The sequence below is a fragment of the Pseudomonas asiatica genome (assembly GCF_040214835.1).
Taxonomy (GTDB): domain Bacteria; phylum Pseudomonadota; class Gammaproteobacteria; order Pseudomonadales; family Pseudomonadaceae; genus Aquipseudomonas; species Aquipseudomonas putida_Z.
In genome coordinates this window covers 5,601,789-5,626,065 of the sequence record NZ_CP157874.1, presented here as the reverse complement: position 1 = coordinate 5,626,065, position 24,277 = coordinate 5,601,789, and the positions used below count along the sequence as shown (strand labels likewise).

Sequence of the window (24,277 nt, the reverse complement as noted above, 5' to 3'; positions counted from 1 at the left end):
ACAAAAATCTTGTTGGGAGTTTCACTCATGGCAGTTGCCTCCGGTGCCTATAAAAAAGCCCTCGAGGGTGGCCAGCAACCCAAGCAGGTGCTGGTCAAGATCGACCGGGTCACGAAAAAGTTCGACGAAACGGTAGCCGTGGACGATGTGTCCCTGGAAATCCGCAAGGGCGAGATCTTCGCCCTGCTGGGTGGCTCCGGTTCCGGCAAGTCCACCTTGCTGCGCATGCTGGCCGGCTTCGAACGCCCGACCGAAGGGCGGATCTTCCTCGATGGCGTCGACATCACCGACATGCCGCCCTACGAGCGGCCGATCAACATGATGTTCCAGTCCTACGCGCTGTTCCCGCACATGACCGTGGCGCAGAACATCGCCTTCGGCCTGCAGCAGGACAAAATGCCCAAGGCCGAGATCGACGCCCGCGTGGCCGAGATGCTCAAGCTGGTGCACATGACCCAGTACGCCAAGCGCAAGCCGCACCAGCTGTCCGGCGGCCAGCGCCAGCGCGTGGCCCTGGCCCGCTCGCTGGCCAAGCGCCCCAAGCTGCTGCTGCTCGACGAACCGATGGGCGCACTGGACAAGAAACTGCGTTCGCAGATGCAGCTGGAACTGGTGGAGATCATCGAGCGCGTGGGCGTGACCTGCGTGATGGTGACCCACGACCAGGAAGAGGCCATGACCATGGCCCAGCGCATCGCCATCATGCACCTGGGCTGGATCGCCCAGATCGGTTCGCCGGTGGACATCTACGAGACGCCTACCAGCCGCCTGGTGTGCGAGTTCATCGGCAACGTCAACCTGTTCGAAGGTGAAGTGGTCGACGACGCCGAAGGCCACGCGATCATTGCCAGCCCGGAGCTGGAGCGCAAGATCTATGTCGGCCACGGCATCACCACGTCGGTGGAAGACAAGCACATCACCTATGCGCTGCGCCCGGAAAAGATGCTGGTTACCACCCAGCAACCGACCTGCGAGCACAACTGGTCGCGCGGCAAGGTTCACGACATTGCCTACCTGGGTGGCCACTCGGTGTTCTACGTCGAGTTGCCGAGCGGCAAGGTCGTCCAGTCGTTCGTCGCCAACGCCGAGCGCCAGGGCACCCGCCCGACCTGGGGCGATGAAGTGTACGTGTGGTGGGAAGACGACAGCGGCGTGGTACTGCGGTCATGAAACTGCGCAAGCTCAAGCGAGCCTTCCAGCGTATTACCCCGGAGGGGCGGCACCTGGTGATCGGCGTGCCGTTCATCTGGCTGTTCCTGTTCTTCATGCTGCCGTTCTTCATCGTGCTGAAGATCAGCTTCGCCGAAGCCGACGTGGCGATCCCGCCGTATACCGAGATCTACAGCTACGTCGAAGACAAGCTGCAGCTGGTGCTCAACCTGGCCAACTATGGCCTGTTGACCGAGGATGAGCTGTATATCTCGGCCTACCTGGGCTCGCTGAAGATGGCCTTCTTCAGCACCCTGCTGTGCCTGCTGATCGGCTACCCGATGGCCTATGCCATTGCCAACGCCAAGAAGGAAACCCAGACGGTCCTGCTGTTGCTGATCATGATGCCGACCTGGACCGCGATCCTGATCCGCGTCTATGCCTGGATGGGTATTCTCAGCAACAACGGCCTGCTCAACGGCTTCCTGCTGTGGACCGGGTTGATCGACCAGCCGCTGCAGATCCTCAACACCAACCTGGCGGTGTACATCGGCGTGGTCTATTCGTACCTGCCGTTCATGATCCTGCCGCTGTTCGCCAACCTGGTGAAGCACGACCCGAGCCTGCTCGAGGCCGCTTCGGACCTGGGTTCGAGCACCTTCAACAGCTTCTGGAAGATCACCGTGCCGCTGTCGAAGAACGGCATCATCGCCGGCTGCATGCTGGTGTTCATCCCGGTGGTGGGCGAGTTCGTGATCCCTGAACTGCTTGGCGGCCCGGAAACCCTCATGATCGGCAAGGTGCTGTGGCAAGAGTTCTTCAACAACCGTGACTGGCCGGTGGCTTCTGCGCTGGCGGTGGTGATGCTGGCGATCCTGATCGTGCCGATCCTGCTGTTCAACCGCAGCCAGGCCAAAGAAATGGAGGGCAGGGCATGAAGCGCTTCAGTTTCTCCAAGCTGATGCTGGTGCTCGGCTTGCTGTTCATCTACCTGCCGATGCTGATCCTGGTGATCTACTCGTTCAACGCCTCCAAGCTGGTGACGGTATGGGGTGGCTGGTCGGTGAAGTGGTACGTCGGCCTGCTCGACAACACCCAGTTGATGGGTTCGGTGATGCGTTCGCTGGAAATCGCCTGCTACACGGCGGTGGCAGCCGTGGCGCTGGGTACCTTGGCGGCGTTCGTGCTGACCCGGGTTACCCGCTTCAAGGGCCGCACGCTGTTCGGTGGCCTGGTCACCGCGCCGCTGGTAATGCCCGAGGTGATCACCGGCCTGTCGCTGTTGCTGCTGTTCGTGGCCATGGCGCAGATGATTGGCTGGCCGCAGGAGCGCGGCATCGTCACCATCTGGATCGCCCATACCACGTTCTGTGCCGCGTATGTGGCGGTGGTGGTGTCGGCACGCCTGCGTGAGCTGGACCTTTCGATCGAGGAAGCGGCGATGGACCTGGGTGCCAAGCCGTGGAAGGTGTTCTTCCTGATCACCATCCCGATGATCGCGCCGTCGCTGGCGGCGGGCGGCATGATGTCGTTCGCCCTGTCGCTGGATGATCTGGTACTGGCCAGCTTCGTGTCAGGCCCTGGTTCGACCACCTTGCCGATGGAAGTGTTCTCGGCGGTGCGCCTGGGCGTGAAGCCGGAGATCAACGCCGTGGCAAGCCTGATCCTGCTGTCGGTGTCGCTGGTGACCTTCTTCGTCTGGTACTTCAGCCGCCAGGCCGAAGAGCGCCGTCGCAAGGCGATACAGCAGGCGATCGAAGAGGGCGCTGCAGCGAATGCTTCGCAGCCACAGGTGAAGCGCCCGGCGCAGGTTGCGGCGTCGGCCTGATCTGGCCTCTTCGCGGGTGAACCCGCTCCCACAGGAATATCACTGCCTCGGGCCTGTGTTAATCCCTGTGGGAGCGGGTTTACCCGCGAATGCCTCAACTCTAATTTAAAGCCAGACTGCATCCCAATGTGGATAGTCCCTGACACTTCTGACCAGGCCAGCCCGCAAGGGGTTGGCGACAATGTATCTGGCAACATGCACCATGCTCTCCTCCCGCCGCAGTGCCCGGTCCTGATACCCAGGCTGCCATACCGGATCATGCTCAACCCCCGCCTGATGCAAAACCAGACTGGACCTGGACTTGAACCTGCGCATCAAGGTGCCCAACGTCGTACCTTTCAACTCGATCAGCCAATGCAGATGGTCCGGCATCAGCACCCAGGCCAATGATCGGCAGGCATGTTCCTGGTCTGATTGTCGCAGTTGGTGAATGACCAGCCGGGCATGGTGGAAATCATGGAACAGCGGCTTGCGCTGGTGGGTGACGGTGGTCAGCAGATAGAGCCGGCCAAGTTCTGAATAGCAACCACGGCGAAGCAGGTGAGACTGGGCTCGCGACATTGGCTTCTTCCTTGAAAAGCAGGTGACTTTTCAAAGGTAGTGGCTGAGATGCAGGTGCTGTGTAGATCATGGTTTCTGGATATGGCAGAGACTTGCGGATGGCAGTACCGGCCCATTCGCGGGTAAACCCGCTCCCACAGGTATTGCACAGGTCCTGAAGGCTGCACATAACCCTGTGGGAGCGGGTTCACCCGCGAAGAGGCCCGCAAGGCGTACGACTTTTCATCAACTCAAACCAAAGGCTTCAGTTGAATCGGCTTGGGAATTATCCTACGAGCCGTGTGGAAGCTGCTCTGTTGCTGGGGAAATGCCCCAGGGATAACGTCGTCGAGTCGCCAATCAAGGTGACCGGGTGTGAGAAACCCGCTCGATGTTGAACAGGCTTCCTGTCATGGCGGCCTTGCGTGGGCAGGCCTCGGCCTGGCCGGGTTCAATGTCCTCGGTTTTCTCACCCCGCGTACGGCTGCCACCCCTTATCCGTGAGAAAGATGAGCTGGCGGTTCCATAAACGACATTGGATTCTGACCATGACAACGCACGTTCCAAATCACCCAAAAAACAGCAGCACCGTCGGCCGCGAAACCTGCATGGACCTGTTTCGCGTCCAGGCCAACATCCCCTTCAACCATGCCTTCTCCGAACTCTCCGTAATGCTCGGTTGCATCAATCACCTGACGACCGAAGCCGAGATGGAAAATGACCGGCTGGCTGGTAGTGCCGCGAGAATTCTCAGTGGCTTTGCCAAAGCACTGATCGATGACATCGAACTGGGATTGAACAAGGCTTCAGTTCAGCTCTGACCTCTACCGGCCTCTTCGCGAGCTCGCCCGAGAAGAGGCCCTAAAGGCGTACGGCTTTTCGTCAACTCAACCCAAATCAGTACCATCGACGCTGACTCGTAGATACCGTGCTTCCGTACAAGTACGTTTCACAGCCTGACGCGAAGAACTTCAGATAGTAAATTACGTTCAAATTCATCGAAAGTGGATTTTGCGATACCGAACAAAATAGTGCGTAGCCGTCTGGCTTCACCCTGATTCTGAATAAAATCCCGAGTCATTAGCGAATCTGAAGGAAGATGACGGACCTTCTGAGCCTTAAAGACATTGTGCTGATTTGCAGCGCGGAGATATGCTCTTAGCGGAATCTTAGTGCTGTCGGGAATCCTGATGAATGCGTCAGCCTTTACATCAATGTGTACGGGCGGGCGTCTTGAGCTTGGTCCGATCGGTGCCGGCTCATGGAGTTGCTGCTTGTAGGATTTCGTAAGCCTTAGCTTATCAGTGGGATCATTAGATTCGAAAGGCTTGATGTACGAATTGCTCCAGCGTAGCTGTTTTTTTACATAAAAAGGTCTAGTTTTCAAGGTCCAGTTCGTATCGAATTTTATTACCTTGGGGCGAGGTAATAGTGGGGAGTGGCCAGTTGGATCAGACAGATTTATAGGGTCGTTAAAGCAATAACTGTATGAGTTTATACCACCAAGCGAAAAAGGACTCATGCTATCTCTGGAGTTGAAACGAAAGATTCTGGGGCTGTAAGTTCGGGTCCCAAGTCCAAGGAAATAGAGGTTCGCTGTATTGTTTAGAAATTCTCCGCAATATTGTAGTGATCCGGTATGGTCATCAGATAGCTTTGAGTATCCATAGGGGCAGTAAGTATGATTATGGGTGATGTTACATGGCTTCGTCATTCTTAGTCCTCCTACTGAAAGCTGACTTTCTACTTTTTTCGCAGTTTTTCAACTGGTAGAAATTTCAGGTTTCAGCGGAGCATTTTTGTGCTACCTCTGCGCTTTTCCTCGCTTTTGGCACGGAGCTAAAGCATTCAGGTCAATGACGTTTAATGAACCCTGATCTACGCTAACAGTCGCATCCCACGAATCATTTGCGCGCAAGCAAGGAGCCTGCATGACGTTGATACGTCCGCTGTTGGTCGTCTGCCTGGGGCTTGTGTCCCTGCTGTCGGGCTGTAGTAAGGAAGAAACCACCGAAACACTGCCACGCGTAGGCGTGCAACAGGTATCACCCACCGATTTCGCTGCCAGGGTCACCCTGACTGGCGATGTGCAGGCGCGGGTGCAGACCGACCTGTCGTTCCGTGTGGGCGGCAAGATCATTTCGCGCAGTGTCGATGTCGGTGACCACGTAAAGGCCAACCAGGTGTTGGCGCGGCTGGACCCGAAAGACCTGCAGAACAATGTCGACTCGGCCAAGGCCGAGGTGTTCGCCGCGCAGGCGCGGGTCACCCAGACCAGCGCTGCCTTCGTACGCCAGCAAAAGCTGTTGCCCAAGGGCTACACCAGCCAGAGCGAATACGATTCCGCCGAAGCCGCACTGCGCAGCAATCAGAGCGCGCTCAAGGCCGCACAGGCGCAATTGGCCAATGCCAACGAACAACTGAGCTATACCGCGCTGGTCTCCGAGGCCGATGGGGTCATCACCGAGCGCCAGGCTGAGGTCGGCCAGGTGGTTCAAGCGACCATGCCAATCTTCAGCCTGGCCACCGATGGTGATCGTGATGCCGTGTTCAATGTCTACGAATCGCTGCTGGTGGCTCCGCCCAGCGATGCCGGCGTGATCGTCAGCCTGCTGGACGATCCCAAGGTCCAGGCCCGTGGCTTCGTGCGCGAAATCACCCCCACGGTGTCTGCGCAAAGCGGCACGGTACAGGTCAAGGTCGGGCTGAGGGATGTGCCGCCAGGGATGCAACTGGGTGCACCGGTGACGGCCACCACCAATGCCCAGGGCCGACCAAGTATCGAGCTGCCATGGTCGGCACTGACCAAGGCCCTGCATGAGCCCGCCGTCTGGGTGGTGGGCGAGGGTGACAAGGTAGAGCTGCGCAAGGTCGAGGTCAGCCGTTACCTCACCGGCAGGATCGTGGTCGCCAGTGGCCTGAAAGGCGGCGAGACCGTGGTGGTCAATGGCGGACAGTTGCTACACCCCGGCATGCAGGTGCTGAAGATCGATGCCAAGGCCAACGGGGGTGAGCTATGAAGCGCCTGCTGCTGATGCTGTCGGCCGGCGTGCTGTTGGCCGGCTGCAGTAGCGAGGATGAAGTGCCGGAACCGATTCGGCCGGTACTGTCGGTCAAGGTCGAACCCCAGGTGCAGTCGCAGCTGGGCCGTTTCGCCGGCAGTATCCAGGCACGTTTCGAAAGCACCTTGGGCTTCCGGGTATCCGGGCGTATCGCCCGGCGCTGGCTGGATGTGGGCGCCCAGGTGAAACCGGGTGACACCCTGGCCACCCTCGACCCGACCGACCAGCAGAACCAGTTGCGCGCCGCCGAAGGCGACCTGGCCAAGGTGCAGGCGCAGTGGATCAACGCCCAGGCCGATGCCCGCCGCCAGCAACAGCTGTACGACCGTGGCGTAGGCGCCCAGGCCCAGCTGGATATCGCCCAGACCAACCTGAAGACCACCAGCGCGGCGTTGGAGCAGGCGCGCTCTGCGCTCAGCCAGGCGCGTGACCAGCTCGACTACAGCACCCTGCGCACCGACCACGCCGCGGTGATCACTGCCTGGCAGGCCGAAGCCGGGCAAACCGTCACCGCCGGCCAGGCCGTGGTAACCCTGGCCAGGCCGGATGTGAAGGAAGCGGTGATCGACCTGCCGATCGGCCTGGCCGAGCAGTTGAGCAAAGGCCTGACCTTCACCGTTGCTTCGCAGCTGGACCCGACCATCAACACCACCGCCAGCCTGCGGGAACTGGAACCCCAGGCCGACGCCACCACTCGCACCCGCCGCGCGCGCCTGACCCTGGCCAGCACCCCGGCGGCCTTCCACCTGGGCACCGCCATCAGCGTGACCCTGAGTTCGGAGGTGTCGCCGCGCAGCGAACTGCCCTTGAGTGCCTTGCTCGAGCGCGACGGCAAGACCCAGGTATGGGTGATCGATACGCAGCAGAAGACCGTGGCCACTCGTGACGTGGCCCTGATCGGCCGCACCGCCGACAGCGTCGTCCTGAGTTCGGGCGTACAGCCCGGCGAGCGGGTGGTGACTGCGGGCGTGAACAGCCTCAAGCCCGGCCAGAAGGTCACCTTCGACGAGGATGCGCAATGAAAGGAAGCTTCAACCTGTCCGACTGGGCACTCAAGCATCAATCGTTCGTCTGGTACCTGATGTTCGTTGGCCTGCTGATGGGGATCTTCTCCTACTTCAACCTGGGCCGTGAGGAAGACCCGTCGTTCACCATCAAGACCATGGTCATCCAGACCCGCTGGCCCGGCGCGACCCAGGACGAAACCCTGTACCAGGTCACCGACCGTATCGAGAAGAAGCTCGAGGAACTCGACTCCCTCGACTACACCAAAAGTTACACCCGCCCCGGCGAATCCACGGTCTACGTGTACCTGCGCGATACCACCAAGGCCAAGGACATCCCGGAAATCTGGTATCAGGTGCGCAAGAAGATCCAGGACATTCGCGGTGAATTCCCTGCGGGCATCCAGGGGCCCGGGTTCAACGATGAATTCGGCGATGTGTTCGGTTCTATCTATGCCTTCACCGCCGACGGCCTGACCCTGCGCCAGCTGCGCGACTACGTGGAACAGGCTCGGGCCGAAGTGCGCGATGTGCCCAACATCGGCAAGATCGAGCTGATCGGCACCCAGGACGAAGTGCTTTACCTGAACTTCTCCACCCGCAAGCTGGCAGCCCTGGGCATCGATCAGCGCCAGGTCATGCAGGCCCTGCAATCGCAAAACGCCGTGACCCCTGCCGGTGTGATCGAGGCCGGGCCGGAACGTATCTCGGTGCGTACCTCCGGGCAGTTCACCTCGGAAAAAGACCTGCAAACCGTCAACCTGAAGATCAACGACCGCTTCTTCCGCCTGGCCGACATCGCCGATATCGAGCGCGGTTACGTCGACCCCCCTTCGCCGATGTTCCGCTACAACGGCCAGACGGCGTTGGGCCTGGCCATCGGCATGAAGGCCGGCGGCAATATCCAGGTGTTCGGCGCGGCGCTGAAAAAGCGCATGGACAAGGTGATCGAAGACTTGCCGGTGGGCGTCGGGGTGCACACTGTTTCCGACCAGGCCGTGGTGGTCAAGCAAGCGGTGGGCGGCTTCACCAGTGCGCTGTTCGAGGCGGTGGTGATCGTGCTGGCGGTGAGCTTCGTCAGCCTCGGCGTGCGTGCCGGGCTGGTGGTGGCCTGTTCGATCCCGCTGGTGCTGGCCATGGTGTTCGTGTTCATGGAATACAGCGGCATCACCATGCAGCGGATTTCGCTGGGGGCGCTGATCATCGCCCTGGGCCTGCTGGTGGACGATGCGATGATCACCGTGGAGGTGATGGTCACACGGCTGGAGATGGGCGAAAGCAAGGAGCAGGCGGCGACTTTTGCCTATACCTCCACCGCCTTCCCCATGCTTACCGGCACCCTGGTGACGGTGGCCGGCTTCGTGCCGATCGGCCTCAACGCCAGTTCGGCGGGCGAGTACACCTACACGCTGTTTGCGGTAATTGCCGTGGCGCTGATGGTGTCGTGGGTGGTAGCGGTGTTCTTCGCCCCGGTGCTCGGCGTGCACATTCTCAGCAGCGCCAAGCTCAAGCCCCACGAAGCCGAGCCTGGCCGTGTCGGCCGAATCTTCGAGCATGGTTTGTTGTGGTGCATGCGCAACCGCTGGCTGACCATCATCGGCACCGTGGTGCTGTTTGCCCTGGCAATCTTCTGCGAGCGCTTCGTGCAGAACCAGTTCTTCCCGTCCTCGGACCGCCCGGAAATCCTCGTCGACCTCAACCTGCCGCAAAACGCCTCGATCGAAGAGACGCGCAAGGTGGTCGACCGCTTCGAGGCGCGGATCAAGGACGACCCGGACCTGGTGCACTGGAGTACGTATATCGGCCAAGGCGCGATCCGCTTCTACCTGCCCCTCGACCAGCAGTTGCAGAACCCGTACTACGCGCAGCTGGTCATCGTCAGCAAGGGCTTCGAAGAACGCCAGGCCATGATGGACCGCCTGCAGAAGATCCTGCATGAAGAGTTCGTTGGCGTCGGCACCAACGTGCAATCGCTGGAAATGGGCCCACCGGTGGGCCGGCCGATCCAGTATCGGGTCAGCGGCGCCAATATCGACCAGGTACGCAAGCACGCCATCGAGCTGGCCACCTTGCTCGACCAGAACGAGCACATCGGCGAGATGATCTACGACTGGAACGAGCCGGGTAAGGTGCTGCGCGTGGAAATCGCCCAGGACAAGGCGCGCCAGCTGGGCCTGTCGTCGGAGGACGTGGCCAATGTGATGAACAGCATCGTCAGCGGCGTGCAGATCACCCAGGTCAACGACAACATCTACCTGGTCGACGTGGTCGCCCGTGCCGAGGACAGCGAGCGTGGCTCGCCCGATACCCTGCAGAACCTGCAGATCCTGACACCCAACGGTACCTCGATCCCGCTGCTGGCGTTCGCCACCGTGCGCTACGAGCTGGAGCAGCCGCTGGTGTGGCGTCGTGACCGCAAGCCGACCATCACCATCAAGGCATCGGTCAACGGTGACATCCAGCCCACCGACCTGGTGGCCCAACTGAAGCCGAAGATCGACGAGTTCGCCAGCAAGTTGCCGGTGGGCTTCGAAGTGGCCACCGGCGGTACGGTGGAGGAGAGCGCCAAGGCGCAGGGGCCGATCCGCAAGGTCATCCCGCTGATGCTGTTCCTGATGGCGACGTTCCTGATGATCCAGCTGCACAGCGTGCAGAAGCTGTTCCTGGTGGTCAGCGTGGCGCCGCTGGGGCTGATTGGCGTGATCATTGCGCTGGTGCCCACAGGTACGCCCATGGGCTTCGTGGCGATTCTCGGCATTCTCGCGCTGGCGGGCATCATCATTCGTAACTCGGTGATCCTGGTGACCCAGATCGACGAGTTCGAGGCCCAGGGCTTGTCGCCGTGGGATGCGGTGGTGGAGGCCACCAACCACCGGCGCCGGCCGATTCTGCTGACCGCGGCGGCGGCGAGCCTGGGCATGATACCGATTGCCCGCGAGGTGTTCTGGGGGCCGATGGCCTACGCCATGATTGGCGGGATCATCGTGGCGACCCTGCTGACGCTGCTGTTCCTGCCGGCCTTGTATGTGGCCTGGTACAAGATCCGCGAGCCACAGAAACACAACTGAAGCCCTGCACGGATCCTGTGGGAGCGGGTTTACCCGCGAATGCGATGGTGGAACCACCGCCGCATTCGCGGGTGAACCCGCTCCCACAGGGCCTTCCGTCGCCTTCGAAATTGTCTTTTGCTTTTGGTTATATAAACATTCTTAAACAGTATTTTTAAGAATAACCCAGCCTCACTACTATTGCCCTCAAGCCAGGCGCAAATCCCCTTCAAACCTCAGCCCGGCACCCTCACTCCAAGGAGAACGAGCATGAGTGCATCTCTGCGTAGCATCGACGGTCAGGACGAAGCCACCATTCTGCGTGAAATCCAGAGCGCTCTGCGCGACCTGCGATTCGGTGCGGTGGAGATTACCGTGCACAACGCTCAGGTCGTGCAGATCGAGCGCAAGGAGAAGTTCCGCCTGCAGCAGCCCGGCAACAAGACCGGCTGATCGCACCACACATTCAAAACTAGAAAAATGCCAATCGGGAGCTTCACCATGTCCATCCGCCGTTATGCGCTCGCCGCCCTGGCCAGTGCTGTTTTTGCCGGTTCCGCCATCGCCAAGGACTACGAACTGCTGAACGTGTCCTACGACCCGACCCGCGAGCTGTACCAGCAGTACAACGCCGAGTTCATCAAGCACTGGCAGCAGGCCCACCCGGGCGACAAGGTGAAGATCCAGCAATCCCACGGCGGTTCGGGCAAGCAGGCCCGTGCGGTGATCGATGGCCTGCGTGCCGACGTGGTGACCCTGGCCCTGGCCGGCGACATCGATGAAGTCGCCAAGCTTGGCAAGACCCTGCCAGAAAACTGGCAGACCCGCCTGCCGGATGCCAGCACCCCGTACACCTCGACCATCGTGTTCCTGGTGCGCAAGGGCAACCCGAAAGGCATCAAGGACTGGGGCGACCTGATCAAGAAGGACGTGTCGGTCATCACCCCCAACCCGAAAACCTCCGGCGGCGCCCGTTGGAACTTCCTGGCTGCCTGGGCCTATGGCCTGAAGGCCGGCGGTAGCGAAGCTAAGGCCAAGGAGTATGTGCAGGAGTTGTTCAAGCACGTACCGGTGCTGGATACCGGCGCTCGTGGCTCGACCATCACCTTCGTCAATAACGGCCAGGGCGATGTGCTGCTGGCCTGGGAAAACGAAGCCTTCCTGGCACTGAAGGAAGACGGTGGCGCCGACAAGTTCGAGATCGTCGTGCCGTCGCTGTCGATCCTCGCCGAGCCGCCGGTGGCGGTGGTGGACAAGAACGCCGAGAAGAAGGGCAATACCGAGATTGCCAGCGAATACCTCAAGCACCTGTACAGCCCGGCCGGGCAGAAGATCGCCGCCGAGAACTTCTACCGCCCGCGTGACGAGAAGGTCGCAGCCGAGTTCGGCAAGCAGTTCCCAAAACTGGACCTGGTGACCATAGACAAGGACTTTGGTGGCTGGAAGACTGCACAACCTAAATTCTTCAATGATGGCGGTGTGTTCGACCAGATCTATCAGGCACAGTAAGGGCCAAGGAAAAGCGGGGCCGCGCTGCGGCCCATCGCGACACAAGGCCGCTCCTACAGAGGTACGCGCACCCCTGTAGGAGCGGCCTTGCGTCGCGATGGGCTGCAAAGCAGCCCCAGGATTTCAGAAGCTAGCACCAGCCCGGGATCGTTCCCGGGCCAAGTGCGTTCAACCAGGGATATTTATGTCACGCCGCATTTCCCCCGTCATACCCGGCTTCGGGCTGACGCTGGGCTACACCTTGGTGTACCTCAGCCTGATCGTGCTGATACCGCTGGCCGCCATGTTCGTGCATGCCGCACAGCTTACCTGGGAGCAGTTCTGGAACGTCATCAGTGCGCCGCGGGTGATCGCCGCGCTCAAGCTGAGTTTCGGCACCGCCCTGTTCGCCGCCATCATCAATGGAGTGATCGGCACCCTGCTGGCCTGGGTGCTGGTGCGCTACACCTTCCCCGGGCGCAAGATCATCGATGCGATGATCGACCTGCCGTTCGCCCTGCCCACGGCCGTAGCCGGTATCGCCCTGACCGCCCTGTACGCGCCTTCGGGCTGGGTCGGTCAGTTCGCCACCGACCTGGGTTTCAAGATCGCCTACACCCCGCTGGGCATCACCCTGGCGCTGACCTTCGTCACCCTGCCGTTCGTGGTGCGTACGGTGCAGCCGGTACTGGCCGACATTCCGCGTGAAGTGGAGGAGGCCGCCGCCTGCCTGGGCGCCAAGCCGCTGCAGGTGTTCCGCCATGTGCTGGCGCCAGCGCTGCTGCCTGCCTGGCTGACAGGCTTTGCCCTGGCCTTCGCCCGCGGCGTGGGCGAGTATGGTTCGGTGATCTTCATTGCCGGCAACATGCCGATGAAGACCGAAATCCTGCCGCTGCTGATCATGGTCAAGCTCGACCAGTACGACTACACCGGCGCGACCTCCATCGGCGTGCTCATGCTGGTGGTTTCCTTCATCCTGCTGCTGCTGATCAACCTGCTGCAGCGCCGCATCGAAACCCCTTGAAGGAGGCCGGCATGTCCAGTTCATCCCTGAATGCAACCGCCGCCGCCAACGCCGCCCGCCGGGGCAGCGCCACTTCGCGGCGTATTCTGATCGGCCTTGGCTGGCTGGTGTTCGCGCTGTTCCTGCTGCTGCCACTGGTGATCGTGGTATCGCAGGCGCTGAAGAACGGCTTTGGCACCTTCTTCGAAGCGATCTTCGAGCCTGACGCGTTGTCGGCGCTGAAGCTGACCCTGCTCGCCGTGGTCATTTCGGTACCGCTGAACCTGGTGTTCGGCGTCAGCGCCGCCTGGTGCGTGAGCAAGTACACCTTCCGTGGCAAGAGTATCCTGGTCACCCTGATTGACCTGCCGTTCTCGGTATCGCCGGTGATCGCCGGCCTGGTCTACGTGCTGATGTTCGGTGCGCAAGGCCTGTTCGGGCCGTGGCTGCAGGACCACGATATCCAGATCGTGTTCGCCCTGCCGGGCATCGTCCTGGCCACCATCTTCGTCACCGTACCGTTCGTGGCCCGTGAGCTGATCCCGCTGATGCAGGAGCAGGGCACGCAGGAAGAGGAGGCCGCGCGCCTGCTCGGCGCCAATGGCTGGCAGATGTTCTGGCACGTGACCCTGCCGAACATCAAATGGGGCCTGATCTACGGCGTGGTGCTGTGCACTGCGCGGGCGATGGGCGAGTTTGGCGCGGTGTCGGTGGTGTCCGGCCACATTCGCGGCGTGACCAATACCTTGCCGCTGCACGTGGAGATCCTCTACAACGAGTACAACCACGTCGCGGCCTTCAGCGTGGCCAGCCTGCTGCTGATCCTGGCGCTCTTCATCCTGCTGCTCAAGCAGTGGAGCGAGAACCGTATTAACCGCCTGCGCCACAGCGCCGCGGAGGAATGATTCATGTCGATCGAAGTTCGTAACGTCAGCAAGCGCTTCAACAGCTTCCAGGCCCTGGACAACATCAACCTGGACATCAACAGCGGCGAGCTGGTGGCCCTGCTCGGCCCGTCCGGCTGCGGCAAGACCACGTTGCTGCGCATCATCGCCGGCCTGGAAACCCCCGACCAGGGCAATATCGTGTTCCATGGCGAGGACGTGTCCGGCCATGACGTGCGCGACCGCAACGTCGGTTTCGTGTTCCAGCACTACGCGTTGTTCCGCCACATGAGTGTGTTCGACAACGTCGCCTTCGGCCTGCGCATGAAGCCCAAGGGCGAGCGCCCGAGCGAGAGCAAGATTGCCGAGAAGGTGCATGAACTGCTGAACATGGTGCAGCTGGACTGGCTGTCCGACCGCTACCCCGAGCAGTTGTCCGGTGGCCAGCGCCAGCGTATCGCCCTGGCCCGTGCGCTGGCGGTGGAGCCCAAGGTGCTGTTGCTGGACGAGCCTTTCGGTGCGCTGGATGCCAAGGTGCGCAAGGAGCTGCGCCGCTGGCTGGCGCGCCTGCACGAGGATATCAACCTGACGTCGGTGTTCGTCACCCACGACCAGGAAGAAGCCATGGAGGTGGCCGACCGCATCGTGGTGATGAACAAAGGCGTGATCGAGCAGATCGGCTCGCCGGGCGAGGTGTACGAGCACCCGGCCAACGATTTCGTCTACCACTTCCTCGGTGATTCCAACCGCCTGGCCCTGAGCGAAGGGCATCATGTGCTGTTCCGCCCGCACGAAGTGTCGCTGTCGCGGCACGAGACCGAAGGGCACCATGCGGCAGAGGTGCGGGATATCCGGCCGCTGGGCGCGACCACGCGGGTGACCTTGAAGGTGGAAGGGCAGAGCGAGCTGATCGAGGCAGAGGTGGTCAAGGACCATGACAGCCTGACCGGGTTGGCGCGGGGAGAGACATTGTTCTTCCGGCCGAAGGTTTGGCAGAAGGTGGCGGATATCTGAGTCGCCTTTGGTGATGAAAAAGCCCGGGGTTGGTCCTGGGCTTTTTTATGCCTGATGGATTGCCGGGGCTGCTTTGCAGCCCATCGCGACACAAGGCCGCTCCTACAGGGGATCGCGTAATGCCTGGGGCTTGCGCGGTCCGTGTAGGAGCGGCCTTGCGTCGCGATCGAGGGCGCAGCCCTCGCGGCAATCTCATGCCTTACGCGAATATTTCACATGCCGGCAATGCATGATTGAAAACCCGCCCGGCCACAGCCCGCGAATTCCGCGGCTTTGCCACAATCCCTGGAAAACTATATTCAGTAAAGTTCTAACCATAATTTTAAACATTACTTTAAGAGATAAGCCCCTGGCCGCGATGATTCAGCCACACACCTGAATCGAGACCCCAGGAGTTTGATCAATGGGTAATGTCCAGTCGGCCGTCAGGGCCTACGACCAGCCATGGCGCCCGGCACCGGGCGACCTGGTCGACCTTGGACGCACGCTTCGCCTCCCGCTTGGCCAGCTGCGCCTGCAACGCACGCCCGTCAGCGGGCTCAAGCGCCGCGACAAGCTGGTGTTGGGCCTGCTGGTGCTGGCCCTGCATGGCGCAGCAGCGTACTGGGTCAGCCAGGCACCAACGCCCGAGCTGCCGGTGGTGCCACCGCAAGTACCGCCGATGACCATCGAGTTCGCCGCGCCAGCACCGCCTGTGGTCGAGCCACCGCCACCAGCCCCGGCACCGCCGGTGGTCCAGCCGCCACCGCCGCCGGTGGTCGACGAGCTGGCCGCCAAGCCCAAACCCAAGCCAAAGCCCGTGCCCAAGCCGGTGGTCAAGCAACAGCCCAAACCGCAGCCCAAGCCGGTCGAAGCGCCGCCGCCAGCGCCTGTGGCCGCTCCGGCACCGCCAGCGCCACCCGCGCCGGCCCAGGTCACCCCGGCATCGGCCAACGCGGCGTACCTGAAGAACCCGGCGCCGGAGTACCCGCAGATGGCCCAGCGCCGCGGTTGGGAAGGCACCGTGCTGCTGCGCGTCGAGGTGCTGCCCAGCGGCAAGCCCGGGCAGATCCAGATCCAGAAGAGCAGCGGCCGTGATGCCCTCGACGCTGCCGCACTGGCCGCGGTCAAGCGCTGGAGTTTCGTGCCTGCCAAGCAGGGCGACGTGGCCCAGACCGGCTGGGTCAGCGTGCCGATCGATTTCAAGCTTCGCTAACTTTTTCGCAGAACACAGGAAGACATCATCATGAGCCTGCTGGCATCCCCCCTCGAATCCGTTGAAAGCGCAGTCATCTGGCTGCTGGTCGGTTTTTCTGTCGCCACCTGGGCCCTGGCCCTGGTCAAGGTCGTGCAGTTCGTGCGGCTGAAGAACCAGGACAAACGCTTCCACCAGCAATTCTGGGCCGCCTCGAGCCTGGACTCGGCTGCCGAGCCCAGCCACGACCTGCCTGGCCCTGCCGCCCGTGTTGCCCAGGCCGGTTATGCCGCCATCGCCGTCGGTGACAGCCAGGCCAATGACCTGAGCCACGCCATCAACCACCAGGACCGCCTGGAGCGTGCCCTGCGCCAGCAGATCGTGCGTGAGCGCCGTTCGCTGGAAACCGGCCTGGCGGTGGTCGCCAGTATTGGCAGTACCTCGCCCTTCATCGGCCTGTTCGGCACCGTCTGGGGCATCATGGAAGCACTCAAGGGCATCAGCGCGGCCGGTTCCGCCAGCCTGGAAACCGTGGCCGGGCCGATTGGCGCGGCACTGGTGGCCACCGGCGTGGGTATCGCCGTCGCGGTGCCGGCGGTGCTGGTCTACAACTACTTCCTGCGCCGCCTCAAGCTCACCGCGGCCGACCTCGATGACTTCGCCCACGACTTCTACAGCCTGGCGCAGAAGAGTGCCTTCCGCGTGCTGGTGCACCCGGCCGTGCACAGGCCCCAGGCCGGTTTCACCCAACCGGTGAAGGAGGCGTCCTGACATGGCATTTTCGACCCAGGACAGCGACGAAGTCCTCAGTGAAATCAACGTCACGCCGTTGGTGGACGTCATGCTGGTGCTGCTGGTGGTGTTCATCGTCACCGCGCCGCTGCTGACCAATGCCATCCCCATCAACCTGCCCAAGACCGAGGCCGTGGCCCCGGTGGAGCAGAAGGACCCGCTGGTGGTCAGCATCGACGGTGACGGCAAGTTGTTCATCAACAAGGACGAGATCCAGCCCGACCTGCTGGAAACCAGCCTCAAGGCCGCCAAGGACAAGGACGTGGACGTGCGCGTACAGCTGCAGGCCGATGACGGCGTGAACTACGGCGAAGTGGCGCGGGCCATGGCGGCTATCGAACGTGCGGGGATCAGCAAGCTGGCGGTGATTACCGCGCGCTGAACCCGTCAACTTTCTTCAGGCAAGTGCTTAGGGGCCATATCTCTTGGCAGGGGATGGCCCTTTTTTTTGCCGGATTTCATGGCTATCAATGCCCCCTGTGGGAGCGGGTTCACCCGCGAATGCGATGTAGGCATCACCGACGCATTCGCGGGTAAACCCGCTCCCACAAGGATTGCATTTTGGTTATTAATAAATAGCTTCTTATTCCTTTACTGATATAACTCCCTCCCTATACTTGTCTCCAAGCACGCAAACTCACTGGAGGCGTCCCCATGCGCAATGAGTCGATTCGTTACCTGATTGTGCCGGGCTGGCAAGGATCGCCAGACAACCATTGGCAAAGTCACTGGCAGCGCACCCTGCCCAACAGTGCCCGGGTCGAGCAGCACGACTGGCTTACCCCGCAACGTAAGGACTGGGTGCAGGCACTGGAGCAGGCGATTGCCGCCGAGCGCTCGCCGGTGATTCTGATTGCCCATAGCCTGGGCTGCATAACCGTCGCTCATTGGGCCGCGCAAGCCAGCCCGGCCCTGCTGCGGCGGGTACGTGGCGCGCTGCTGGTGGCGCCCGCTGACGTGGAGCGGCCAACCTGCGCGCCGGCTCTGCGCAACTTCGCGCCGATCCCGACCGAAGCACTGCCATTCCCCAGCCAGGTGGTCAGCTCGGACAACGACCCGGCCGTAAGCGTGCCAAGGGCGCTGTACCTGGCCCAGGTCTGGGGCGCCGAAGCAGGGCTGCTGACCAACGCCGGGCACATCAACGTCAAGTCCGGCCATGAGCGCTGGGAACAGGGTTTCGCCTACTTGTATCGCTTGCAGAGCCGGGTCGAGCAGCGCGCACTGCGCCGCGCCTGATCGCCCTTACTGTTTACCGTTTGCCTGACGCCCGGCCATTGAAGGCCTGGGGCGGGAGTTTGTCATGACTTTTCAAAACCCTTTTGGCCAGCCGTTGCTGACCTTCCCTGAGCTGGACAAGAGCCCGTTGAGCATCCGCGCCAAGGCGCTGGTGTTCATCGACCCACGTTCGCAGCAGCTGCGCGAGGAGCTCGAGCACCTGGCGCCACAACCCTTGCCAGTCCTGATCCGTGGCGAAACCGGTACCGGCAAGGAACTGCTGGCTCGGCAGATCCACCGTGCCAGTGACCGCAGCGGGTTGTTCGTGTCGGTCAACTGCGCTGCCATCAGCCCCACCTACGCCGATGCCGAGCTGTTCGGCTACAGTGCCGGCAGCCAGGGCGGCACAGCCAGCAGCCGTGCCGGCTGGTTCGGCTCGGCCAACGGCGGCACGTTGTACCTGGACGAGATCGCCGACTTGCCGCTGGCCATCCAGGGCAAGCTGCTGGCCGCCCTGGAAAACCGCGAGGTTACCCGGGTGGGCGCGCAGCAGCCGCAACCGGTGGACGTGCGCCTTGTGGCCGCTACCAGTATCGACCTAGCGCGGGTGGTGCGCGCGGGGCGCTTCAACGAGCGCCTGTATCAATACCTGCGCGAGGGGGCGCTGGAGCTGCCGCCACTGCGCGAGCGGCCGGGCGATATCCTGCCGTTGGCCGAGTACTTCGTGGGCATCTACAGCGTGCGCCTGCAACGGCCTGTGCCGCTGGTGAGCGAGGCGGCGCAGCAGGTGCTGGAAGCACACCCCTGGCCCGGCAACACCCGTGAACTGGAGAACGTCATCCACTTCGCCTTGCTGGTGAATGACGGCGAAGAGATCCTGGCTGAAGACCTCGACCTGCCAAACCCCGCGCGCTAGACATCGCTCATAAGCAAAGTGGCTGATGGCAGTTTGTTTTTGGAATAAGAAGCTAAATAAAAGATATTGTTACGGAATAAAAAATCTGGGTATTGTCCGCCTCACGCCCGCTGGTGAACCGGTTGGGCACCCGATTCGCCATCGTCGATGGCCCAGAACCAGAACAAGGACCACCATGAAGAAGACCCTGCTGACCACTGCCCTGGCTGCTGCCCTGTCGTTTGCCGGCCTGGCTGCCGCCGCCGAGAAACTGGTGGTTGCCGCCACCCCGGTACCGCACGCCGAAATCCTCGAGCTGATCAAGCCGACCCTGGCCAAGGAAGGTGTGGACCTGCAGATCAAGGTCTTCACCGATTACGTGCAGCCGAACGTGCAGGTTGACCAGAAGCGCCTGGACGCCAACTACTTCCAGACCCTGCCGTACCTGCAGAACTTCAACGAAGGCAAGGGCACCCACCTGGATACCGTGATCGGCGTGCACGTCGAACCCTTCGGTGGTTACTCGAAAAAGGTCAAGAGCCTGAGCGAACTGAAAGAAGGCGCTACCGTTGCCATCCCTAACGAGGGCAGCAACAGCGGCCGAGCCCTGCTGCTGTTGCAGAAGGCTGGCCTGATCACCCTGAAGGACCCGAAGAACGCCCTGGCCACCCCCAAGGACATTGCCGAGAACCCGAAGAAGCTGAAGTTCCGCGAGCTTGAGTCGGCCATGCTGCCGCGTGTGCTGGACCAGGTCGACCTGGACATGATCAACACCAACTACGCCCTGGAAGCCGGCCTGAACCCGGCCAAGGACGCGCTGGTAATCGAAGGCAGCGACTCGCCATACGTGAACTTCCTGGTCGCTCGCCCGGACAACAAGGACAGCGAAGCCATCCAGAAACTGGCCAAGGCCCTGACCAGCCCGGAAGTGAAGGAATTCATCGCCAAGAAATACCAGGGTGCGGTGCTGCCGGCGTTCTGATGCGCTTGCATTACCTTGCATGACCCAACGCCGACACCCTTGTGTCGGCGTTTTTGTTTGTGGGCATAGTTACCTGTGGGAGCGGGTTTACCCGCGAACACGGGCGAAGCCCGTGCCATCCACCGCGTTGTCTGCTTCGCGGGTAAACCCGCTCCCACAAGGACCTGCGTGTGCCGTCAATACATGCATCCAGCGCGGAACTCTCAGTGATATGCATATGCTACAAAGGTATTTATCTAAAAGTTTTTAGATCATTAGAGTCTAGCTATCGTGCCCACGCGCACCCTGCAGACCTGCTTCACCATGACCCTCGACACCGCATTCATCCTCGGCACGCTGCCCGCCTTCCTCAAGGCCGTGGGCGTGACCCTGCAGGTCGGCCTGATCGCCATCGCCACCTCGCTGCTGGTCGCCCTGGTCAACGCCACACTGCTGGTATTACGCACCCCGTACCTGTGGCGCCTGGTAAAAACCTACGTGGAGCTGGCCCGCAACACGCCGCTGCTGATCCAGCTGTTTTTCGTCTACTTCGCCTTGCCCAGCCTGGGCCTGAAGATTTCCGGCTTTGCCGCAGCGATCATCACCATGACCTTCATGGGCGGTGCCTATCTCACCGAGGTGCTGCGTGCCGGCATCGAGGCCGTGCCCCGTGCCCAGCTGGAGTCCGGGCGCTCCATCGGCCTGTCCGAAGGCCAGCTGCTGCGTCATGTGGTGCTGCCCCAGGCCGGCATCCTCAGCCTGCCGGCACTGTTCGCCAACTTCATCTTCCTGCTCAAGGAAACCACCGTGGTGTCGGCGGTGGCCGTGCCGGAAATTCTCTACACCACCAAGAACTACATCGCGCTGTACTACAAGACCTATGAAATGCTCACCGTGCTGACCCTGCTCTGTGTGCTGCTGTTCCTGCCGCTGTCGTTGCTGCTGCGCTATGTCGAAAGGAGGCTGCAACATGGCCAGTTCGGCGTCTGAACTGCTGCTGCAGGCATTGCCGCAGCTGGCTGGCGGCGCGGCGCAGACCCTGGCCATCTCTGCACTGGGCATCCTCTTCGCGACGCTGGGCGGTGTGCTTTATGGCGTGCTGGCAACCTTGGGCAACCGGGCCCTGAACATTGCCTTGCAGGTGTACCTGGAGCTGTTCCGTGCCATCCCCGTGCTGGTCTGGCTGTACCTGGTGTTCTTCGGCCTGCCGATCTTCCTGGCCTTGAGCATCCCCAGCTTCTGGTGCGCGGTGCTGGTGCTGGGCCTGTGGGGCGCCAGCGAGGTGGGCGAGGTGGTGCGTGGCGCGTTGCGCTCGCTGCCGCGCGGCCAGCGCGAGGCGGGGTTGTCGATCGGCCTGGCCGGCTGGCAGCTGTATGGCTACGTGCTGTTGCCACAGGCGCTCAAGCGCATGACCCCGCCGACCATCAATATCTACACGCGGATCATCAAGACCAGCTCGCTGGCGGTGCTGATCGGCGTGGTCGAGGTAATCAAGGCCGGCCAGCAGATCATCGAACGCACCTACGAGTCGGTGCTGATCTACGGCGCCTTGTTCCTGTTCTTCTTCATCGTCTGCTATCCGCTGTCCGCCGCTTCACGCGTGCTGGAACGCCGCTGGGCCCACTCATGAGCGCATTGATCGAATTCCAGGGTTTCAACAAGTTCTTTGGCGAGCACCAGGTGCTCAAGGACGTCGACCTCCAGGTGGCGGCCGGCGAGGTGGTAGTCATCCTCGGCCCCAGCGGTTGTGGCAAAAGCACGCTGCTGCGCTGCCTCAACGGCCTGGAGCAGGCCCACGGCGGCCACCTGCGCCTGGCCGGGCAGGAGCTGCTCGACCCGCGCACCGATTGGCGCGAGATCCGCCAGCGGGTCGGCATGGTGTTCCAGAGCTATCACCTGTTCGGCCACATGAGCGTGATCGACAACCTGCTGCTTGGCCCGCTCAAGGTACAAAGGCGCGAGCGCGCCGAAGCCCAGGCCCAGGCCGAGGCGCTGCTGGCGCGGGTCGGCCTGCTGGACAAGCGCGACGCCTTTCCCCGGCAGTTGTCCGGGGGCCAGCAACAGCGCATCGCCATCGTGCGTTCGCTGTGCATGAACCCCGAGGTGATGCTGTTCGACGAGGTTACCGCAGCCCTCGACCCGGAAATGGTCAAGGAGGTGCTGCAGGTGATCCAGGGCCTGGCCCGCGACGGCATGACCTTGCTCATCGTTACCCACGAAATGGCCTTCGCTCGCGCGGTGGCCGACCGCATCGTGTTCATGGAGGCCGGCAGGATCCTTGAACAGGGCGACCCCGAGAGCTTCTTCACACGACCGCGGACCGCACGCGCGCAGCAGTTCCTGGAGAAATTCTCCTTCGTAGAAAGCCTGCCGAAGACACTGCACAAGGAACTGTCATGAAAACTGCCAACTTCACCAAACTGCTGGCGCCGTTGTTCGGCCTGGCCTTGCTGGCCGGCTGCAACAAGGCTGAAGAACCACCCAAGCCCGCGGCGGCCTCGCCGGCCACCAGCTACCTGGAAACCATCAAGGCCCGCGACAAGCTGATTGTCGGGGTGTTCACCGACAAGCCACCGTTCGGTTTCGTCGATGAGCAGGGCCGCTACGTGGGCTTTGACACCGATATCGGCCGGCGCCTGGCCAAGGACCTGCTGGGTGATGAAAACAAGGTCGAGTTCGTTGCCGTGGAGCCGGCCAGCCGTATCCCGTTCCTGCAGAGCGACAAGGTCGACCTGATCCTCGCCAACATGACCGTGACCCCGGAGCGCAAGGAAGCGGTGGACTTCACCAACCCCAACCTGCGCGTTGCCGTGCAGGCCATCGTCGCGGATGGCAGCCCGGTGCAGAAGCTCGACGACCTGGCCGACAAGACCATCATCGTCACCACCGGCACTACCGCTGATATCTGGCTGACCAAGAACCACCCGGACTGGAAACTGCTCAAGTTCGAGAAGAACAGCGAGTCGCTGCAGGCGCTGGCCACCGGGCGTGGCGATGCCTATGCGCAGGACAACCTGATTCTGTTCAGCTGGGCCAAGCAGAACCCGGGGTACCGCGTGCTGCCTGAGCTGCTGGGTGACGAGGCACCGATTGCACCGGCGGTTAAGAAGGGCAACACCGAGCTGCGTGACTGGGTGAATGCCGAGCTGGCCAAGCTGGGGGAGGAGAAGTTTCTGCTGAAGCTGTATGACCAGTATGTGCGCAAGGAACTGAGCGATGACACCAAGCCGGAAAGCGTGATTGTGGAAGGGGGCAAGTGGCAGGGTTAGTCGGGTAAATGAGGCCGTTGTGGGAGCGGGTTCACCCGCGAACACCGGCGAAGCCGGTGCCATACACCGCGTTGCCTGCTTCGCGGGTGAACCCGCTCCCACAAGGGCTGCAAAGCAGCCCCGGCAATCTCACTGGTTACGCGGCAGCCAATTCAACAGGAACTCATTTACTACCCGCGGATTCTCCAGGCTGGAGATATGCCCCGCAAACGGAATCTGCGCTGCCAGGCAGCCAATGATCCGCGCCATTTCATTGGACTCTTCCGGCGGCCGCGGAATGTCCTGGTCGCCGCAGACAACGATGGTCCGCTCACTGGCCAGTTCTCCCAGCCGCGACAACAGGTCTGGCCGGCCAAAGATCACCCGCCCCATCGGATCGAAACTGTGCCGAATCACCTCGGCGCTGCTCGCCTTCAATGCTGCGCGGAAGCCTTCGCGCACTTCCGGCACAGTCTGCCCGCCTGCATGGAAGAAGATCGGCACGACGATATCCAACAATGGCTCCGGGAACAGCCCCGCAGCACTGGCGGCGTCGAGCAGGCCGAAGTACTTGAGCCGGGTCGCCTCCGGCTCGGCGCCGAGGTAAGTGTCCATCAGCACCAGGCGGTCTACCCGCTCGGGGTGTTCCAGGGCCAGTTGCGCGCCCCACATGCCGCCGACCGACAGGCCGACCAAATGGCATTTGCCAATGTCCAGAGCGTCCAGCAGTGCCAGATGCTGGCGGGCCAGGGCGCCCATGTCGATGGTCGCAGGCGGAGCATCGGAGCCGCCGTGGCCCCACAGCTCGGGGACGATGACGCGGAAGTGTGCTGACAAGGCTTCGATTTGTGGCTGCCACATCTCGGCGGACCACAGGTAGCTGTGGCCGAGCAGGACCGGGAAACCCTGGCCCTGATCGATGTAGCTCATGCGGGCGCCGTCGATTTCGATGAAGTGTCTTTGCATGCAGTGG

General features: G+C 61.9%; 25 protein-coding genes. 22 read left to right on the top strand and 3 right to left on the bottom strand.

What is annotated here, in order from left to right:
• Positions 1-27 precede the first annotated feature (27 nt).
• The 3 genes from potA to ABNP31_RS25065 are packed head-to-tail and all read left to right on the top strand — an operon-like array spanning position 28 to position 2,977.
• Positions 28-1,170: a polyamine ABC transporter ATP-binding protein gene (potA, locus tag ABNP31_RS25075; protein ID WP_013974704.1), complete on the top strand. Its 1,143-nt coding sequence runs from the start codon at positions 28-30 to the stop codon at positions 1,168-1,170.
• A complete protein-coding gene (locus tag ABNP31_RS25070; RefSeq protein WP_013974703.1) occupies positions 1,167-2,087 on the top strand; it encodes an ABC transporter permease subunit in 921 nt (306 codons plus the stop codon). The genes potA and ABNP31_RS25070 overlap by 4 nt, the downstream gene beginning before the upstream one ends.
• A complete protein-coding gene (locus ABNP31_RS25065) occupies positions 2,084-2,977 on the top strand; it encodes an ABC transporter permease subunit (protein WP_003258560.1) in 894 nt (297 codons plus the stop codon). The genes ABNP31_RS25070 and ABNP31_RS25065 overlap by 4 nt, the downstream gene beginning before the upstream one ends.
• 105 nt (positions 2,978-3,082) lie before the next feature.
• On the opposite strand, the gene ABNP31_RS25060 is transcribed toward ABNP31_RS25065, so the two are convergent.
• Positions 3,083-3,538: an REP-associated tyrosine transposase gene (locus ABNP31_RS25060; RefSeq protein ID WP_350012861.1), complete on the bottom strand. Its 456-nt coding sequence runs from the start codon at positions 3,536-3,538 to the stop codon at positions 3,083-3,085.
• A gap of 527 nt (positions 3,539-4,065) precedes the next feature.
• On the opposite strand from ABNP31_RS25060, the gene ABNP31_RS25055 reads away from it, so the two are divergent.
• Positions 4,066-4,338 (top strand): DUF3077 domain-containing protein, encoded by a 273-nt coding sequence (locus tag ABNP31_RS25055; protein ID WP_015272215.1) that lies wholly within the window; start codon positions 4,066-4,068, stop codon positions 4,336-4,338.
• 128 nt (positions 4,339-4,466) lie between these two features.
• On the opposite strand, the gene ABNP31_RS25050 is transcribed toward ABNP31_RS25055, so the two are convergent.
• Positions 4,467-5,231 (bottom strand): RHS repeat-associated core domain-containing protein, encoded by a 765-nt coding sequence (locus ABNP31_RS25050; protein WP_238067051.1) that lies wholly within the window; start codon positions 5,229-5,231, stop codon positions 4,467-4,469.
• 217 nt (positions 5,232-5,448) lie between these two features.
• Between ABNP31_RS25050 and ABNP31_RS25045 the strand changes: the two genes are divergently transcribed.
• The 18 genes from ABNP31_RS25045 to ABNP31_RS24960 all read left to right on the top strand — a co-directional run bounded on the left by ABNP31_RS25045 (position 5,449) and on the right by ABNP31_RS24960 (position 23,325).
• A complete protein-coding gene (locus tag ABNP31_RS25045; protein WP_085691465.1) occupies positions 5,449-6,537 on the top strand; it encodes an efflux RND transporter periplasmic adaptor subunit in 1,089 nt (362 codons plus the stop codon).
• The gene (locus tag ABNP31_RS25040; protein WP_025341031.1) at positions 6,534-7,601 is read left to right on the top strand and encodes an efflux RND transporter periplasmic adaptor subunit; all 1,068 of its coding nucleotides are present in this window, start codon (positions 6,534-6,536) and stop codon (positions 7,599-7,601) included. Before ABNP31_RS25045 ends, ABNP31_RS25040 begins: the two co-directional genes overlap by 4 nt.
• Positions 7,598-10,651, top strand: a complete 3,054-nt coding sequence (locus ABNP31_RS25035; RefSeq protein WP_085615855.1) for an efflux RND transporter permease subunit — start codon at positions 7,598-7,600, stop codon at positions 10,649-10,651. The genes ABNP31_RS25040 and ABNP31_RS25035 overlap by 4 nt, the downstream gene beginning before the upstream one ends.
• Positions 10,652-10,900: 249 nt before the next feature.
• Entirely contained in the window at positions 10,901-11,083 is a 183-nt protein-coding gene (oscA, locus tag ABNP31_RS25030) for a sulfur starvation response protein OscA (RefSeq protein WP_003258557.1), read from the top strand.
• 48 nt (positions 11,084-11,131) lie between these two features.
• Complete coding sequence (locus tag ABNP31_RS25025) at positions 11,132-12,139, top strand: sulfate ABC transporter substrate-binding protein (RefSeq protein ID WP_085664317.1); 1,008 nt, start codon at positions 11,132-11,134, stop codon at positions 12,137-12,139.
• A 184-nt stretch (positions 12,140-12,323) separates the two neighbouring features.
• A complete protein-coding gene (gene cysT, locus ABNP31_RS25020) occupies positions 12,324-13,142 on the top strand; it encodes a sulfate ABC transporter permease subunit CysT (protein ID WP_025341028.1) in 819 nt (272 codons plus the stop codon).
• Between the two features lie 11 nt (positions 13,143-13,153).
• On the top strand, positions 13,154-14,026 hold the full coding sequence (cysW, locus tag ABNP31_RS25015) for a sulfate ABC transporter permease subunit CysW (RefSeq protein ID WP_025341027.1): 873 nt from the start codon (positions 13,154-13,156) through the stop codon (positions 14,024-14,026).
• Positions 14,027-14,029: 3 nt separating this feature from the next.
• Entirely contained in the window at positions 14,030-15,019 is a 990-nt protein-coding gene (locus ABNP31_RS25010) for a sulfate/molybdate ABC transporter ATP-binding protein (protein ID WP_013974693.1), read from the top strand.
• Positions 15,020-15,422: 403 nt separating this feature from the next.
• The gene (locus tag ABNP31_RS25005) at positions 15,423-16,214 is read left to right on the top strand and encodes an energy transducer TonB (RefSeq protein ID WP_085664318.1); all 792 of its coding nucleotides are present in this window, start codon (positions 15,423-15,425) and stop codon (positions 16,212-16,214) included.
• A gap of 30 nt (positions 16,215-16,244) precedes the next feature.
• Positions 16,245-16,964, top strand: a complete 720-nt coding sequence (locus ABNP31_RS25000; protein ID WP_085615853.1) for a MotA/TolQ/ExbB proton channel family protein — start codon at positions 16,245-16,247, stop codon at positions 16,962-16,964.
• A gap of 1 nt (position 16,965) precedes the next feature.
• The gene (locus tag ABNP31_RS24995) at positions 16,966-17,367 is read left to right on the top strand and encodes an ExbD/TolR family protein (RefSeq protein ID WP_025341024.1); all 402 of its coding nucleotides are present in this window, start codon (positions 16,966-16,968) and stop codon (positions 17,365-17,367) included.
• 272 nt (positions 17,368-17,639) lie between these two features.
• Positions 17,640-18,221, top strand: coding sequence for an alpha/beta hydrolase (locus tag ABNP31_RS24990; RefSeq protein WP_025341023.1), 582 nt, complete (start codon positions 17,640-17,642; stop codon positions 18,219-18,221).
• A 64-nt stretch (positions 18,222-18,285) separates the two neighbouring features.
• Positions 18,286-19,116 (top strand): sigma 54-interacting transcriptional regulator, encoded by an 831-nt coding sequence (locus ABNP31_RS24985; protein WP_025341022.1) that lies wholly within the window; start codon positions 18,286-18,288, stop codon positions 19,114-19,116.
• 175 nt (positions 19,117-19,291) lie between these two features.
• Complete coding sequence (locus ABNP31_RS24980; protein WP_025341021.1) at positions 19,292-20,077, top strand: MetQ/NlpA family ABC transporter substrate-binding protein; 786 nt, start codon at positions 19,292-19,294, stop codon at positions 20,075-20,077.
• Between the two features lie 303 nt (positions 20,078-20,380).
• Positions 20,381-21,046: an amino acid ABC transporter permease gene (locus ABNP31_RS24975; RefSeq protein ID WP_085664351.1), complete on the top strand. Its 666-nt coding sequence runs from the start codon at positions 20,381-20,383 to the stop codon at positions 21,044-21,046.
• Positions 21,027-21,686 carry an amino acid ABC transporter permease gene (locus ABNP31_RS24970; RefSeq protein ID WP_025341019.1) on the top strand — a complete coding sequence of 220 codons (660 nt, stop codon included), beginning with the start codon at positions 21,027-21,029 and terminating at the stop codon, positions 21,684-21,686. Before ABNP31_RS24975 ends, ABNP31_RS24970 begins: the two co-directional genes overlap by 20 nt.
• Entirely contained in the window at positions 21,683-22,456 is a 774-nt protein-coding gene (locus ABNP31_RS24965; RefSeq protein ID WP_054573408.1) for an amino acid ABC transporter ATP-binding protein, read from the top strand. Before ABNP31_RS24970 ends, ABNP31_RS24965 begins: the two co-directional genes overlap by 4 nt.
• Positions 22,453-23,325 (top strand): transporter substrate-binding domain-containing protein, encoded by an 873-nt coding sequence (locus tag ABNP31_RS24960; RefSeq protein WP_085664319.1) that lies wholly within the window; start codon positions 22,453-22,455, stop codon positions 23,323-23,325. The genes ABNP31_RS24965 and ABNP31_RS24960 overlap by 4 nt, the downstream gene beginning before the upstream one ends.
• A gap of 129 nt (positions 23,326-23,454) precedes the next feature.
• Here the strand turns inward: ABNP31_RS24960 and ABNP31_RS24955 are convergent, their stop codons facing one another.
• A complete protein-coding gene (locus ABNP31_RS24955) occupies positions 23,455-24,270 on the bottom strand; it encodes an alpha/beta fold hydrolase (protein WP_350012860.1) in 816 nt (271 codons plus the stop codon).
• Positions 24,271-24,277 lie beyond the last annotated feature (7 nt).